The 16,374-nt window shown below is 63.6% G+C and carries 12 protein-coding genes; 9 read left to right on the top strand and 3 right to left on the bottom strand.

Annotated features, from left to right (window positions below):
* The first annotated feature begins 69 nt into the window (after positions 1–69).
* The 3 genes from C1A15_RS14110 (at position 70) to C1A15_RS14100 (ending at position 3,852) form a co-directional block, all read left to right on the top strand.
* A complete protein-coding gene (locus C1A15_RS14110; protein ID WP_101723152.1) occupies positions 70–2,373 on the top strand; it encodes a hypothetical protein in 2,304 nt (767 codons plus the stop codon).
* A gap of 186 nt (positions 2,374–2,559) precedes the next feature.
* Positions 2,560–2,886, top strand: coding sequence for a propionyl-CoA carboxylase subunit beta (locus tag C1A15_RS14105; protein ID WP_101723151.1), 327 nt, complete (start codon positions 2,560–2,562; stop codon positions 2,884–2,886).
* Between the two features lie 30 nt (positions 2,887–2,916).
* Positions 2,917–3,852, top strand: a complete 936-nt coding sequence (locus C1A15_RS14100) for an undecaprenyl-diphosphate phosphatase (RefSeq protein WP_101723150.1) — start codon at positions 2,917–2,919, stop codon at positions 3,850–3,852.
* 118 nt (positions 3,853–3,970) lie between these two features.
* Here the strand turns inward: C1A15_RS14100 and C1A15_RS14095 are convergent, their stop codons facing one another.
* Positions 3,971–4,909, bottom strand: coding sequence for an AEC family transporter (locus C1A15_RS14095; protein ID WP_101723149.1), 939 nt, complete (start codon positions 4,907–4,909; stop codon positions 3,971–3,973).
* A 235-nt stretch (positions 4,910–5,144) separates the two neighbouring features.
* Between C1A15_RS14095 and C1A15_RS14090 the strand changes: the two genes are divergently transcribed.
* From C1A15_RS14090 to C1A15_RS14070, 5 genes are all read left to right on the top strand, one after another.
* On the top strand, positions 5,145–5,426 hold the full coding sequence (locus C1A15_RS14090) for a chorismate mutase (protein ID WP_101723148.1): 282 nt from the start codon (positions 5,145–5,147) through the stop codon (positions 5,424–5,426).
* Positions 5,423–6,223 carry a 3-deoxy-7-phosphoheptulonate synthase gene (gene aroF, locus C1A15_RS14085; protein ID WP_101723147.1) on the top strand — a complete coding sequence of 267 codons (801 nt, stop codon included), beginning with the start codon at positions 5,423–5,425 and terminating at the stop codon, positions 6,221–6,223. The genes C1A15_RS14090 and aroF overlap by 4 nt, the downstream gene beginning before the upstream one ends.
* 165 nt (positions 6,224–6,388) lie before the next feature.
* Positions 6,389–8,113 (top strand): Na/Pi cotransporter family protein, encoded by a 1,725-nt coding sequence (locus C1A15_RS14080; protein WP_101723146.1) that lies wholly within the window; start codon positions 6,389–6,391, stop codon positions 8,111–8,113.
* 106 nt (positions 8,114–8,219) lie between these two features.
* Positions 8,220–10,571, top strand: a complete 2,352-nt coding sequence (locus C1A15_RS14075; RefSeq protein ID WP_101723145.1) for an ATP-dependent helicase — start codon at positions 8,220–8,222, stop codon at positions 10,569–10,571.
* A 422-nt stretch (positions 10,572–10,993) separates the two neighbouring features.
* Positions 10,994–11,848 carry a DegV family protein gene (locus tag C1A15_RS14070; protein ID WP_101723144.1) on the top strand — a complete coding sequence of 285 codons (855 nt, stop codon included), beginning with the start codon at positions 10,994–10,996 and terminating at the stop codon, positions 11,846–11,848.
* 219 nt (positions 11,849–12,067) lie between these two features.
* Here the strand turns inward: C1A15_RS14070 and sdaAA are convergent, their stop codons facing one another.
* On the bottom strand, positions 12,068–13,690 hold the full coding sequence (gene sdaAA / locus C1A15_RS14065) for an L-serine ammonia-lyase, iron-sulfur-dependent, subunit alpha (protein ID WP_101723143.1): 1,623 nt from the start codon (positions 13,688–13,690) through the stop codon (positions 12,068–12,070).
* A gap of 295 nt (positions 13,691–13,985) precedes the next feature.
* Here sdaAA and C1A15_RS14060 point away from each other — a divergent pair, with 295 nt between their 5' ends.
* On the top strand, positions 13,986–15,353 hold the full coding sequence (locus C1A15_RS14060; protein ID WP_101723142.1) for a putative manganese-dependent inorganic diphosphatase: 1,368 nt from the start codon (positions 13,986–13,988) through the stop codon (positions 15,351–15,353).
* Here C1A15_RS14060 and C1A15_RS14055 read toward each other — a convergent pair.
* Positions 15,342–16,214: a LysR family transcriptional regulator gene (locus C1A15_RS14055; RefSeq protein ID WP_101723141.1), complete on the bottom strand. Its 873-nt coding sequence runs from the start codon at positions 16,212–16,214 to the stop codon at positions 15,342–15,344. The genes C1A15_RS14060 and C1A15_RS14055 overlap by 12 nt on opposite strands.
* Positions 16,215–16,374 lie beyond the last annotated feature (160 nt).

The raw sequence follows: 16,374 nt of genomic DNA, 5'->3' as shown, positions 1-16,374 counted from the left end.
CGCAAAGGGCTTTCGATCGTAATGCTGATTCGTTTTGCAGCGTAGGTGACTATTTAGAGGAGCACTCTTTTGATCAAATTTACAGATGAGCGTGAGGGTCAAGAGGCATTTTATAGAGAGTTTCTCTTGCGTATCGATAGCGGTTTAACGATCGACGATATTGTCGGCGATAATAACGATGGCGTCCTCAGAGGTAATTTGATAGAGTTTAAACTTGAAATCGCAAATCTGAATAGTGTTTTGTTTCAAGCTATCAAATATCTTTCTTCGAGGCGAATCAAAGGGAAGCCGATTCCGGCAAATATAATACTGGTTTCATTGAACACTTGTAAAGCGTACGTATACAGGTCAATGCACTATCTCGATAGTATCGAAAAAGTCTATATTGGAGCAGCCTCAAAAAGAAACAAAGGCTTCATAGCAGCAGCCCCTTCCATAGTGCTGAATTACGATGATGTTTCTGATGCGTCACGGTTGATCGGCATTTTGCGCGAAAACAACTTTACAAAAATTCATATCGATGCGAACTGCATCGTTGGCTGGGCAGAACATTATTACCGACTGAGACCAGCGGCGAGAAAAGCTGACTTTTTGGGTGACAGCGAAGGCAGAGTCAAAATTATTGGCGAGATAAGGAAGCCTTCGGTATTGGCAGATTATATCCATCCATATTTGGGTAAGACCAATGTTAAGTTCAATTACCTGATGGACCAGCTTAATGATTTCATAACAAAAAAGGATTTAGGAGCATTTTACACACCGGATCCTTATGCGAAAAAGGCCGTAGAGTTGGTTAGAAAAGCTATATCGAGGGTTCCTAGTGGCAATGATTACATCATCCTTGATAGATGCGCGGGAACGGGCAACCTCGAGCGCCATCTTAACGATGAAGAACTGTCGCACTGCATTCTTTCAACGTACGAGTATTACGAATATAAAGTAATGGTTGAACTTTTAGGCGACAAAGTTCTCGAAATAATTCCTCCCATCGAAAAGGAGGATACCTTTATGGGGGGAATGGTCAGGGGGTCCGATGCGCTCTCGAAAGATTTTGTCGATAATGCAATTGTAGCGAAATACCTAAATGATCCCAACGTCACGATCATTATGTTCGAGAATCCTCCATTTGCGGAAACAACTTCACTCGAACATCAGAGAGCTGGGAAAGGGAGGCATAGCTCTTCGCAATGGAAAAATAGCTACGTTGTTCAAGAGATGAAGAAGCATATCAAATCTATCAAAAATGTGCCGAATAGCGCTTCCAATGAGATGAGCAATGCTTTTATTTGGTCAGCTTTCAAATACTACTTGAGACAGCCTACGGATAGTTACGTAGTTTTTTCGCCAGTGAAATATTGGAAGGCTCAGCATTTAGTAAACAAGCGGCTGATCGATGGGTTCGCAGGGGACCGACACCATTTTCACGCTCGAAAACACTCCTGCGTTCTTGTAGCTTTATGGAGCAACGAGGATTCGGATATGGAGGCCTTCCAGGTTCCTGGATACGACATAGAGAATGATAATCTGGGCGATCCGGTAATGCTTGATTTCAGGAGAATCGGTGGTAGCTTTAGCAAACCGTACTACGATAGGCGTCCGATAAGCGATAGCTTGAACAAAGGGGTTCTGTGCGGATGCGATGGATTGGAAAAAATAGGCGGTAAGCATCGAATCAGGGCGTTTTCTGGTAAAGATATTCTGGGTTACATGGTTGTCGATGGATCTGGATTCGATCAGCCCGACTTGCACAGTTGTCTCACGGTAAGCGGGCGTTTCAACGGAAATGGCTTTTATCTTAGGCGTGACAACTACATAGAAAAGATGCCTCTATTTGCGGCGTCTAGGTACATTTCTTACATAAACTCGTGGACAGAGCGAGGCCGAATAATGAAATCAGGCGATGGTGCGGATCGGTATAGCCGATCTGTTAATTCGGGAAAGCTTGATGGATGGTTGAAAAAGTGTTTGCTGTTTACTTGTTTAGAGATGCAGAATCACATGCGATCCTTCGTTGCTAGTGACGGCACGATTTACCGTAACGAACTATGTCTCGATACAACCAATGGCGCAACGGTAGCCAGTGAGGAACTAAGCGCATTGAAAAAGAATGAGACGGAGGAGTCCTTGTTCGAGGCGTGGAGCAATGTTATTACCGCTGCCAGAAGTTGCGAGAATTACGACAAAACAAAGACTTACGGTGTTTACCAAATCGATACTGAGTTGAATACTAGGCATAAAGATTTGGATACTGGGGAAATCACCTTTGACTACCCCGAACTAAACGGCGATATAAAGACTCTGAAGGAGTTGAATAAACGCTACTACCTTGAAGAAATCGTGCCTTTTCTTTTTGAGTACGAGTTCTTGAAATAGTTATGCGAGTTGAAAAATAGTAATGGAGCAGAATCGAAGAGGTTAATCTAGTCTGGCCTTTGGAGCCTTCAGAGTGGAGTTTATGGGGTTTCGTAAACGTGTGTTCAGATCACATCTCAAAAACCCGCACGTGTACTCCCTCTGTTTTCTTCCCATCCGCCATTGTCCTCGTGTACAATTCCCCGCATGGAGAACGCACGGGACGACATAGAGGCGCTTGACGACCTGGAGCTGGACGCGCCCGCGCCGGTGCCGGCGGCCGACGATGCGCGTGCGGCGAAGCGCCCGCGTCGCGAGGCGCCCACCGACGAGGAGCGCCGGCAGATGCACGCCTCGTTCAACGACCGCATCTCCTACCTCTGCAAGATGGCGGCGCTCGTGGTAGCGCTCGTCTCCCTTGCCACCATCGCGCTCGGGCAAGAGCTTCCCCAGTTCGTCCTCATGGGGCTGTGCCTGTCGGTGGCGCTGCTGGCCATCGCCATGCTGCAAGACCACCACCAGCGCAAACGATAACCGCATCGACTCAACCAAGGATACGCGCGCATGATCATCGAAGCTTTGAAGGCCTTCCTCATCGGCATCGTGGAAGGCATCACCGAATGGCTGCCCATCTCCTCGACCGGCCACATGATCCTTGTGGACGAGTTCGTGAAGCTGCAGGTGTCCGACGAGTTCCTGGCCCTGTTCCTCGTGGTCATCCAGCTGGGCGCCATCATGGCCGTGCTCATCCTGTACTTCCACAAGCTCAACCCGTTCTCGCCGAAGAAGGACGCCGTCGAGAAGAAGAGCACCTGGCGCCTCTGGGGCATGGTGGCCATCGGCTGCATCCCGGCCGCCATCATCGGCCTGTTGTTCGACGACCTGGTCAACGAGTACTTCTACAACAAGGTGACCGTGGCGGCCATGCTCATCCTGTACGGCGTGGTGTTCATCGTGCTCGAGCGCCGCAACCGCCGCCGCCTGCGCGAGGCCGAGGCCGCCCTCGCCGCGCCGCGCGGCCGCCATGCGCGCGCGTCGTACGGCGATGCGGCCGACGAGGCCGAAGCGTCGCTGTTCAAGATCACCGACGTGGACGAGATCGACTGGAAGACCGCGCTCAAGATCGGCTGCTTCCAGGTGCTGGCCATCATTCCCGGCACGAGCCGCTCCGGCGCCACCATCATCGGCGGCATGCTGGCCGGCTGCTCGCGCACCGCGGCGGCCGAGTTCACGTTCTTCCTGGCCATCCCCATCATGTTCGGCTGGGGCCTCGTGAAGTGCATCAAGTTCGTCGCAGCCGGCATCGCGATGACCTCCACCGAGATCGTCGTGCTCGCGGTGGGCATCGTCACGGCGTTCGCCATGTCGGTGGTGGCCATCAAGTTCCTCATGGGCTACATCAAGAAGAACGACTTCACGGCGTTCGGCTGGTACCGCATCGTCGTGGGCGTGCTCGTCCTGGGCTACTTCGTCTTCGAGAGTATGGGCATGCTGCCGTAAGCGGCGAGGACGGAGAGACAAAGGCGGGTGAGACAAAGGGACGGGGTAATTGTCTCATTTGGCTCGCCAAATGAGACAATTACCCCGTCCCTTTGTCTCACCCGCCTCACCCGCCCGCCTACGCCGCGAACAGCACGGCGAGCACGGGGATGGTGACCACGGCGAGCAGCGTGGTGACGAACGTGCCCTGCGCCATGGTCTTGCTGTCGCCGCCGTACTGGAAGCACAGCATCGTGCCGTTCGTGGCCACCGGCATGGCCGACAGCACCACGATCACGCCGAGCAGCACGGGGTCGGACACGACGAAGTGCAGGGCCAGCCATACGAGCGCCGGCGCCGCCAGCAGGCGCACGAGCGCGGCCGCCATGAGGCGCGGCCCTCCCACCAGCTGTCGCACGGGCACGTTGGCCAGCGACGATCCGATGATGAGCATCGCCGCGGGCGTGGTGAGCGAGCCCAGCGTGTCCAGCGCCTCGCCGAGCACGGGCACGCCGTGGACGCCGGCGAACGCCAGCGCGATGGCCGCGACGCTGGCCACGATGCACGGCGAGAGAAACGCCTTCGGCCCCATCTTCACCTTCACGCCGTACTCGTTGTCCGTGGCGAGCAGCCACACGCCCAGCGAGAACACCAGCACGTTGAACACGAGGTTAAACACGGTCGCGTAGATGAGCGCCTCCATGCCGAAGATGGCCGCCGTCACGGGGAAGCCGATGAAGCCCGTGTTGCCGAACATCATCATGAACCGGAAGACGCCCTTGCGCCCGTCGGGCACGCGCAGCGCGGCCGTGAGCGCGAAACCGCTGGCGACCAGCACGACGTAGCTCGCGCACGACACGGCGATGGTCCACCCGAGCTGCGCGGGCGAGGGCAGCGCCTCGGCGGTGAGCACTGCGGCCAGCATGAGGGCGGGCAGGGCCGTGCTCAGGATGAGCTTCGAGAGCTTCCGGTCGAAGTCCTCGTCCATGAGCTTGAGCCGCTTGGCGGCGTAGCCCGTGGCCCCCACGGCGAACAGGACCACCATCTGCACGAATATGTCGGCGAACTGCGAGATCAAAGCGCTTCCTTCTCAGTCGGTTCCGGATCGATGCGGCTGCGCGGCGAACGCGCGCGATTCCCAGTGTACACCGCATGTCAAAGGCGCGCGTCCGCGCGATATCCCATGAACTTCCTCGTAAATTCGCGCGGCGCGTCATCGGATCGCGTCGCTTTTGCTATGATGTCAGGCACACGTGATGCCCGCGCCGCGGGTCGAGCGTTACCGCATTTGAGAGTCATGAGAGGAAAAGCCGATGTCTGAGAGAGACAGCTCCCTGGCGGAGATCCAAGAACATCGTGCCAAGATCGACGAGATCGATCAGCAGATCGTCGCGCTGCTCAACAAGCGCGCCGGCCATTCGCTGGTCATCCGCGGTCTCAAGCCCGGAGCCCATCTGGGGCTGTACGACGCCAAGCGCGAAGAGGAGATATTCGCGAAGGTGAGCAGCTACAACGAGGGTCCCCTGTACAACGAGAACCTGTGCGAGATCTACGCCACCATTCTCAAGATCATGAAGGAGACCCCGTCCGTATGAGCGAAGCGAAGATAGCCCCCATCCCCGACTTGGGCACCCGCACCGACGAGATCACCATCTTCGCCGGCCCCTGCTCCGTCGAGTCGGTCGAGCAGTTCGACGAAGTGGCGGAATGCGTCGCAGGCCTCGGATTGCAGTGGATTCGCGGCGGCGCGTTCAAGCCCCGCACGAACCCGCACTCGTTCCAGGGCCTGGGCGAGGAAGCCCTCAAGATCATGCGCGACGCGGGCGAGAAGCACGGCCTGAAGACGCTCACCGAGGTCATGGACTCGGCGCATTGCGAGCTGGTCCACTCCTACGTGGACGGCCTGCAGGTAGGTGCGCGCAACTTCCAGAACTTCAGCCTGCTGAAGAAGATCGGCCAGGTCACCGCCGAATCGCACAAGATGGTGCTGTACAAGCGCGGCTTCGCGGGCACCATCGCCGAGTGGTTGGCCGCCACCGACTACCTCACCGCCGAGGGCAACGACAACGTGGTGCTGTGCGAGCGCGGCATCCGCACGTTCGAGACGGCCACGCGCTTCACGCTGGACATCGCCGCCATCCCGGTGATCCACAAGCAGTCGCTGTGCCCGGTGTGCATCGACGTGTCGCATCCCGCCGGCCAGCGCGACCTCGTGCCGGCGCTCGCCTACGCGGCCGTGGCGGCCGGCGCCGACTCCCTCATGATCGAGGTGCACCCCAACCCGCCCGTGGCCCTGTCCGACGGCCCGCAGCAGCTGACGCCTGCCCAGTTCGAGGTGCTCGTCGCCAAGCTGCGCGAGATCGCCGCCGTCTTCGGCAAGAAGATCGTGTAAAGAATCGGGCGCGTCCGACGGCCTGAAAACCGTCGGATGCGCCCCTTTTGTAAAAACTTTACCCGAACTTTACCTTCCCTTGACCGAGGCCTTACCGTCTCCCCGGTATCCTTTCGATTCGCGTGCTTGAGCGCTTGCAACCGACGATGCGAAGGGGAGTCCCGCGTGAACGCTCCGATGGAAACCGTGTTCGGCCTGGCTGGCGGACTGGCCGTGTTCCTGTTCGGCATGAACATGATGTCCGAGGGCCTGCAGAAGGCCGCCGGCGCCAAGATGAAGTCCATCCTGTCCCTGCTCACCTCGAATCCCGTGCTGGGCGTGCTGGCCGGTGCGGTGGCCACCGCCGTGCTGCAAAGCTCGAGCGCCACCACGGTCATGGCCATCGGCTTCGTCAGCGCGCGCCTCATGACGCTGCGTCAGGCCATCGCCGTCATCTTCGGCGCCAACATCGGCACCACGATGACCGCGCAGCTCATGGCGTTCAAGATCAGCGACTACATCTGGCTCATCGTGTTCGTCGGCTTCATCGTGTGGTTCGTGGCGAAGGATGAGCGCATCAAGAACATCGGCCAGACCGTGTTCGCGTTCGGCCTGCTGTTCGTCGGCATCGACACGATGGGCGCGGTCATGAAGCCGCTCGCGCAAAGCGACGTGTTCCTGGGGCTCATCGATCAGGTGAAGGGCATCCCCGCGCTCGGCGTGGTGGTTGGCACCGTGATGACGCTCGTCGTGCAAAGCTCGAGCGCCACCATCGCGGTGCTGCAGAGCTTCGCCTCGCAGCCCGGCCCCGACAGCGTGACCAGCGTGCTGGGGCTCCAAGGCTCCATCCCCATCCTGCTGGGCGACAACATCGGCACCACCATCACGGCGCTGCTGGCCTGCATCGGGCAATCGCGCGACGCGAAGCGCACGGCCGTGGCGCACAGCGTGTTCAACATCACGGGCGCGTTCGTGTTCATCTGGTTCGTGCCCCTCATCGCGCAGTTCGTGCAGTTTCTCACGCCCGGCCCCGAGGTGGACGTCATCGCGCGCCAGATAGCGAACGCGCACACCACGTTCAACGTCGTGTGCACGCTCATGTGGCTGCCGTTCATCGGGGTGATGGTGAAGATCGTGACGTTCCTCGTGCCGGGCAAGGCCGGCGGGGAGACGCACGATGCGCTCGTCACCCTCGACGACAAGATCCTCGGCCAGCCGGTGTTCGCCATCAGGATGTTCGGCGAGGAGCTGCAGACGTACTGCGACAAGGTGCGCTCCATGCTGGGCGCCCTGCCCGGGGCGATCGCGAACCGGGACGCCGCGGCGCTCAAGGCGCTCCAGGCCGATTGCGCGCAGGTGGAGGCCGCCGAAGGGGAGCTTGCGAACTACGCGGTGGAGCTGCTGAGCGCGGGCGCGACCTCCGAGCGGCAGGCCGCGGAGATATCCGACCTCATGTTCATCGTGGACGCGGTGGGGCGCATCGGCTCGCGCTGCGGCGAGACGGCCGCGCTGTACGGTGAGCGCCTCTCGTCCAAGAAGCCGTTCTCGGACGAGGCGCGCGAGGAGCTGGCCGAGAGCGCCGCGATGGTGTCGGACATGTACGACGCGGTGCTGCGGTTCCTGAGCGACCAGGACGCCGCGTCCGAGCAGGTGCTCGACGAGCGCCGCCGTCAGATCATCAAGCGGCAGAGCCGGGCGCGCAAGGCGCACTTCCGCCGCGTGAGCAGCCAGCTGTGCGCTCCCGAGAACAAGGCGGTGTACAACCAGCTGCTGCTGTGCTTGGAGCGTGCGGGCAACGAGTGCTCGAACCTCGTGGAGCACGGAGCCGAGCTGTCCATGTGGGGCGATGCGCTGGGCGCCGACCGGCATCCGGACGCGCCCGCCGGCGAGCTGGCCGAGGCGCTCGCGTAGCGGTTCGCGCGCTTGCGCAGATTGCGCGCGTTTGCCCGTCGCCGGCCGGGAAAAGCGGTAGAATACGGAAGCTTGATTTCACCTCCATCCGTAGGAGACTGCTCATATGTCAATCGATATCGACAGCTTGAACGGGCCGCAGCGCGAGGCGGTCGTCACCATCGACGGGCCGCTGCTCGTGCTCGCGGGCGCCGGCTCGGGCAAGACGCGCGTGCTCACGTACCGCATCGCGAACCTCATCGAGAACCACGACGTGGCCCCGTGGGAGATCCTGGCCATCACGTTCACGAACAAGGCGGCTGCCGAGATGCGCGAGCGCCTGAACGGCCTGGTGGGCCCGCGCTGCCGCGGTATGTGGGTGTCGACGTTCCACAGCATGTGCGTGCGCATGCTGCGCTCCGACGCCGAGAAGCTGGGCTTCACGCGCAACTTCACCATCTACGACACCGACGACCAGAAGCGCCTGTACAAAGAGATCATGGCCGAGTTCGACATCGATCCGAAGCGCTTCCCCGTGAACGCCCTCATGAACCGCATCTCCACGGCGAAGAACGAGCTCGTCGTGCCGAGCGCCTTCGAGAAGGAAGCCAACGACCCGGTGGGGAAGGTGGCCGCGCGCGTGTACACGCGTCTGCAAGAGCGCCTCAAGGCCGCGAACGCCTTCGACTTCGACGACCTCTTGCTGTACGCCTACCTCTTGCTCAAGAACCACGAGGACGTGCGGTCGGCCTATCAGAGCCGCTTCCGCTACATCATGGTGGACGAGTACCAGGACACGAACCACGCCCAGTACTCCATCACGGGCCTGTTGGCCGAGGGGCACAAGAACATCATGGTGGTGGGCGACGACGACCAGTCCATCTACTCGTGGCGCGGCGCCGATTTGCGCAACATCCTCGAGTTCGAGCAGGACTACCCGAGCGCCCACACGGTGAAGCTCGAGCAGAACTACCGCAGCGTGGGCAACGTGCTTGCGGCCGCGAACGCCGTCATCGCGAACAACCAGCACCGCAAGGCGAAGAAGCTGTTCACGAGCGCCGAGGACGGCGACAAGATCCAGGTGTACATGGCCGCCGACGAGCGCGACGAGGGCCGCTGGATCGCCGGCGAGATCGAGAAGCAGCGCGCGGCGGGGCTGTCGTACAACCAGGTGGCCGTGTTCTACCGCACGAACGCGCAGAGCCGCATGCTCGAAGACATGCTGCTGCGCGCCGGCGTGCCGTACCGCATCGTCGGCGGCACGCGCTTCTTCGACCGCGCCGAGATCCGCGACGTGATGGCCTACCTCACGCTCGTGGTGAACCCGGCCGACGACATCGCGGCAAAGCGCGTCATCAACGTGCCGCGCCGCGGCATCGGCAAAACCACCATCGAGCGCATCGAGCAGTTCGCGCGCGAGATGGGCATGACGTTCATGGAGGGCGCCGAGCTGGCCATCGTCGATCCGGAGCTGCGCGCGTCCGCGCGCCAGGCCATCGGCGAGTTCGTGGGCCTCATCAACGAGGCGCGCACCTACGGCGGCGACCTGCGCAAGGTCATCGAGATGATCATCGACAAGAGCGGCCTCATCGGCGCGTTGCAGGCCGAGAACACCGACGAGGCGCGTGGCCGCATCGAGAACATCCAGGAGTTCCTCGGCGTCGTCGACGAGTTCACCGAAACCCACGACGAGGACGAGGCGGACTACGCGGCCCCCACGGCAGCAGGCGATGGGGAAGGCGCCGCTCCCGCGCGCGTCCTGCGCGGCGACTCGTTGGCCGACTTCATCGAATGGGTGCGCCTGCGCACCGACCTCGACACGGTGGCCGAGGACGGCCATGCCGTCACCATGATGACCGTGCACTCTTCGAAGGGCCTCGAGTTCGACTGCGTGTTCGTGGCGGGCATGGAGGAGACGCTGTTCCCCCACATGAACAGCGTGGGAGACGCGGCCGGCATCGAGGAGGAGCGGCGGCTCGCCTACGTGGCCATCACGCGCGCTCGCAAGAAGCTGTTCCTCACCTGCGCGTACGCGCGCCAGATCTTCGGGCAGACGTCGTCGAACCCCATCTCCCGCTTCGTGCAGGAGATCCCCTACGAGCTGCGCCAGACCACGGGTCTCGGCTCGGCCGGCTTCAGCGGCACCGGCTGGGAGAAGCGCGGCAGCCGCAAGGGCATCGCCGGCAGCGGCACCGAGGCGGGCGGCGGCCGCGTGTTCGGGCGCTCGAGCGCGTCGGGCCCGAGCGGCCGCACCGACGAGCGCGCCGCGCGCGTGGGCGGCTCCTACGTGCGCCCCGGCGCCGAGAAGAAACCGGCTGCGAAGATGACGTTCGCCACCGGCGATACCGTCGACCACAAGACGTTCGGTCGCGGCAAGGTGACGAAGGTGGACGGCGACACGCTGTTCGTGAAGTTCTCCAAGACCGGCCAGACCAAGAAGCTCCTCAAAGACTACGCGCCCATCGTCAAGATCGGCTAGCGCGAAGCCCGCACCGAAAAAGGTGCGGGCTTCGTCGTTTCTGGGCGGTTTCAGCCCCCGTTTTCGCGCGATATGCCGGCAAGCCCCCCCCCTTCGAGCCGCATAATTCACCGCTGCGAAGCCAAAGGGCCGACCCGTGAGCACCCTGGCGCTGTACGATCTGGGGAAACGTTCGCGCATCCTGAAGCGTCGGCGACAAACGCGCCCGCGGCCGTCCCGAAGTCCCGGGACCGCTTCACAGCGGTGAATTTTGCGATGCCGGCCCTGTTCGCCTCGTCTCTTCGCGGTTTCGCATCCCGTTTTCGCGCAGCCCCTTGCAACGCGGCGCGCTATCCCCCATGATGGACGCATCGACGACGTGCGGCTGCCACCGGTCCACAACCCCGCGCTCTTCGTCCCGTTGGCGAGAGAAAGAGGTTCTCATGAAGATCGTCACCGACTCTTCCGTCATGTTCTCCGTGGAAGATGGCGCGCAGCGCGGCATGACCGTGCTTCCGCTCGTCGTGACCATCGACGGCCAAACCTGGCTCGAATACGAGGACATATCGGCCGAGGAATTCCTGGCGAAGGTGCGCGCGGGCGCGCTGCCGCAAAGCGCTTCGCCGCCCCCGGCGCTTACGCTCGAGGCTTACGACACCGACGACGAGGTGATCCACCTCGCCATGGCCGACGGGCTGTCGGGTGCCTACGAGGTGGCGTGCGGCCTCGTCAAGCAGGCGCGCCATCCCGAGCGCGTGCACGTGGTGAACACGCGCTCGCTGTGCGTGCCCCATCGGGTGCTGGCCTGCGCGGCGGTGCGGCTGGCCGGGCAGGGGCTCGACGCGCAGGCCGTGCTCGCGGCGCTGGACGCCCAGATCGCCACCGCGCATTCCTACCTCATCCCCGAAGACTTCGACTACCTGCGCCGCGGCGGGCGCCTCACGCCGCTCGCGGCCACGTTCGCTCACCTTGTGAAGGCGTTCCCCGTCATGAAGCAGACCGACGACGGCACCCGCCTCGAGAAGATGAAGGTGGCGCGCTCGTTCGCGAAAGCGCTCAACGCCATCGCCGACGATCTGGAGGCGCGCGGCGTAGGCGAGGGCTGCTTCCTCGGCGTGAGCCATGCCGACAACCGCGTGCAGGCCGAGGAGGCGTCGCGGATGCTGGCCGAGCGCTTCCCGGGATGCCGTCAAGGCATCTTCGAGCTGGGCCCCGCGTTCATCACGCAGGGCGGCCCCGGCTGCCTCGCCATCCAGGCCATCGATCTGGGAGTGCTTTCCGACCTCGAGATCGGCTGACGCGCGAAGGAGCCGTGCGCGTTCGACGAGGCGACGGAGGCTTCTCGACGGCGCCCGGCGCCATCGGCTTGCCGGCGAAGGCGCCCGAGCCGGGGAAGGCCGTTGCGTCTTGAGCTCGGGCGCCCCATGGGAATCAGAACAGATGTTTCACGTGAAACATCCCGGCTTCGCTCTTGCGTCCGCACGGCGGCTCGGGCTCGCGGCGCCCGCGTCCTCGCCTCACTCAGTGCGTTCGTTGCAGCCGGGGCAGTAGGCGCAGGCCGTCGGCGCGGCGGCGATGCCGCCGAGCGCGCTTTCGCGCAGCTCGAAGGGGAGCGTCCGTCCCACCTTGCGCATGGCTTCCACCGTCTGGTCGAAGTCGACGAGGTTGCCGATGCCTGCGAGCGCGATCTGGGCGCTGACCAGCGCGATGGCGGCCCCGGCGGCGTTGCGCTTCTGGCAGGGCTCCTCCACGAGGCCGGCGATGGGGTCGCACACGAGGCCCATCATGTTCGTCAACGCGTTGCTGGCCGCAGCGAAGCACTGCGCCGGCGTGCCGCCCATGAGCTCGACGGACGCGGCGGCGGCCATCGCGGACGCCGAGCCGATCTCGGCCTGGCAGCCCCCTTCGGCTCCCGATACCGTCGCGTTGCGCGTGATGAGGTAGCCGATGGCGGCTGCGGCTGCCAGGCCGCGCGCGAGATCGTCGTCGCCCAAGCCGCGCGTGCGCTGCAGCGCCAGCAGCACGCCGGGCACGACGCCCGCCGAGCCGGCCGTGGGGGCGGCCACGATGCGGCCCATCGACGCGTTCGTCTCGAGCACCGCCATCGCGTAGGCGGTGGCGCACGACAGCTGGTCGTCGCACAGCTCCCCGCCGCGCTCGTGCAGGTCGGCCAGCCTGCGCGCCTCCCCGCCGATGAGCCCGCCCATCGAGGGCAGCGCCTCGTCGATGGGGCGCTGCGCGGCCTCCTTCATCACGGCCAGCGCCTCGCACAGGTACGCCTGGGCGCCGTCGCCGTAGCCGAGGCTTTCGGCCAGCGCCGCCTCGCGTGCGAGGAACGCCTCCGACAGCGTCGCTTTGCGCGCATCGCAGTACGCCAAAAGCGCCGCGCCGTTGGCGAAGTCCAGGTCGGAGAACCGCTGGAGCGCGCCGGCCGCATCGGGCACGTCGACGCGCTCGACGTCGGCGCGCGCGTCGCCGGGGATGATGCGCACGTCGTAGATGGCGGGATGGTCCTCGATGGCCGCCTTCGCCGCCGCGTCCACCGCCTGGTCGGTCTCCAGCACGGTGTAGGCGATGTCGCCCTTGCGCTCGCGGTACATGCGCGTGGTGGCGATGTTCACGCCCTCGTCGCTGATGCTCTGCGCGATATGGGCCAGCACGCCCTTCTCGTCGCGCTGCCGCACGACGATGCTCGCGCTCTCGCCCGTGATGCGCACGTCGATGTCGTCGATCTTGCGGATGACGGCCGCCCCGCCGCCGATGCTCTCGCCGCGCACGCGCATCGCGTTGCCCGCGGCGTCCACGATGCGGATGTCGATGGTGTTGGGATGGTCGTACTCTTCGTCGGGAAGCGTGACGAACGAGAACGCGAGGCCCGCTTCGCGCGCCAGGTCGAAGGAATCGCGGATGCGCAGGTCGTCGGTGTCCAGGCCCAGCATGCCCGCCACGAGCGCCTTGTCGGTTCCGTGGCCGGTCAGCGTGTGGGCGAACGATCCCAGCAGCCTGAACTCCACCGTCCGCGGCTCGGCCAGGCACAGGCGGCGCGCCATGTAGGCGATGCGCAGCGCGCCCGCCGTATGCGAGCTCGAGGGACCCACCATGATGGGGCCGATGATGTCGGTGAGGCCGAGTGTTTTCATGGACGCTCCTCGTTCTGCTCGTTCTGCGTTCGTGCGGGGTCGGAATGTGCGCGCCTATGGTATCACGGACGGCTGCGGCCGTCTCGCGCGCGTGCTTTTTGGCTCTTTCGTGACAATTGCCCTCGAAACGGCTGATCGGGGGCCGCCCGTTTTGCCGGTACCGCTATACTGGGGCTCTCGGCGCCGCGCATGCGCGCGCATGCTCGATCCATGCGGCGACGGGGCATCCTCAAGTCAAGCAACGCGAACAGGGCCAAGGCGCATGCGCCGCGCTCTCAGGTAAGGAGTACAGAACATGGCGGCACCGATCATCGTCGTGGGCCACAAGAACCCGGACAACGATTCAATCTCCGCAGCGGTGGGCTACGCTTATTTGAAGAACGAGCTGGCCAGGCGCGCGGCGGGCGAAGGGGAGCCGTCGCAGGTGTACGTACCCGCCCGCTTGGGCCCGCTGCCTCCGGAGAGCGCCTGGGTCCTCGAGGAGAACGGCATCCCCGCTCCCGAGATCGTGGGCCACGTGCACGCACGCGTCGGCGACGTGATGACGCCGAACCCCATCTCCATCGACCACGGCGCAACGCTGCTCGAGGCCGGTCGGCTGCTGCGCCAGCACAACGTGCGCGCCCTCGTGGTGACGAACGACGACGGCACCTACCGCGGCCTCATCACCACGCGCATGATCGCCGAGCGCTACATCGCGGCCACCGACGCCCTCGAAGAAGGCGGCACGAACGAGATGGCCGTCGCCGGCGACCTCATCGCGTCGCTCGGTCAGAAAGTGGACGACATCACCGAGACCGACGTGCTCATCCTCGACAAAGAGGGCCTGCTCAAGGAGGCTATCGAGGATCTCATGTCCAGCGAGCTGCGCGAGGCCGTCGTGCTGAACGACGACGGGTTCGCCATCGGCATCGTCACGCGCTCCGACGTGGCCGTCCGCCCGAAGCGCAAGGTGGTGCTCGTCGACCACAACGAGACGCGCCAGGCGGCGAACGGCATCGAGGAGGCCGACGTGGTGGAGATCGTCGATCACCACCGCATCGCCGACGTGATGACGGCCAACCCCATCCAGTTCCTCAACCTGCCCGTGGGCTCCACGGCAACCATCGTCACGATGGAGTTCCGCCGCCACGGCGTGGAGATACCCCCGGCCATCGCGCGCGTGCTGCTGTCGGCCGTCATGACCGACACCGTCATCCTCAAGTCGCCCACCACCACACCCGTCGACCGCGAGCAGGTGGCCTATCTCGCGGACATCGCGGGCGTCGATCCCACCGAATTCGGCCTGGCCGTGTTCAAGTGCCGCGGCGGCGAGGACGACATGCCCGTGGACAAGCTCGTCGGCGCCGACGCCAAGGAGTTCCAGATCGGCGATGCCACCGTGCTCATCGCGCAGCACGAGACGGTGGACCTGCCCGCCGTCATGAAGCGCGAGGACGAGATCCGCGAGCACATGCGCCGCTTGCGCGACGACCACAACTACGAGTTCGTGCTGCTGCTCGTCACCGACATCGTGGCCGAGGGCAGCCAGTTCATGTGCGAGGGCAACCGCCGCATCGTCAACCGCGTGTTCGGCATCGAATGCACGGGCGAGGGCGGCACGTGGATGCCCGGCATTCTGAGCCGCAAGAAGCAGGTGGCGGCGCGCATCCTAGGCGCGTAAGGGCGACGGTTCGCGCCAGCGCTTTTCGAAATACGAGACGAGGAAGCCGTGGAATGCCGCGGCTTCCTCGTTGAGGGGGCCCTGCGCCGGCGCGATCTCGATGGTGCGGGCGAAGGGGGCGTCGACGATGGCCGCGAGCGAGGCGCTGCCGTCCTCGAGGCCGCCCCAGCTGCGTTCGGGCCAGAACCCCACGCCCAGCCCCAGCCCGATCATGTTCTTCACCACGGCAGGGCTGTCGCTCTCGAACGCCACGCGCGGCGCGAACCCCGCATGCGCGCACGCCTCGTCGCATACGGCGCGGAACGTGCGGCTGCCCGCCAGGCAGATGAAGGGCTCGTCTTCCAAGTCGGCCAGCGCGATCGGGCCGCTCGCGGCGCGCTCGGAGGGCACGGCGATGCCGATGCGCTCGGTGAAGCGGCGCGCGCCTGCGGTCGTCGCATCCGAGCGCACCGTGCGCAGCCGTACGTCCCAGCGCCGTGCGGCGGTCTCCTGCGCCACCACGAAGCGCGCGTCGGGGTGGGAGGCGCGGTACGCCGCGATGGCGTCCACCGCCATGCCCGAAGCCGATTCGATGGCGAGGTGCACGGCGGCCCGCTCGCGACCGGCCACCACCGCCAGCTCCTCGGGCAGCTCGTCGAGCGCGGCCAGCAGCGGCGCGATGCGCTTCTCGAGCGCTTCTCCGCAGGCGGTCAGCCGCACGTTGCGCCCGACGCGCTCGAACAGCGGCACGCCCAGCTCTCTTTCGAGCCGGCGGATGGACTGGGTCAGCGCGGGCTGGGCCACGTTGAGCTTCTTCGCGCTGTTCGTCACGTGCTGGGTGCGGGCCACTTCGTCGAAGTACCTGAGCTGCTGCAGTTCCACCGCGATCCTCCCATCCGCCGTCCATGCACTCAATTCATAAGGTTCATCATATCATTTAATCATGAATTCATATTGGACAACACGGGCGCGAGCGCGTAGGGTGGAGCCTGTTGCATGAAGGCGAGGCCGACGGTCGAAGGACGATCCGGCGCGGCGAAGG

This window comes from Eggerthella timonensis, assembly GCF_900184265.1.
Lineage (GTDB): Bacteria > Actinomycetota > Coriobacteriia > Coriobacteriales > Eggerthellaceae > Eggerthella > Eggerthella timonensis.
This window is presented reverse-complemented; position numbering and strand designations above follow the sequence as displayed.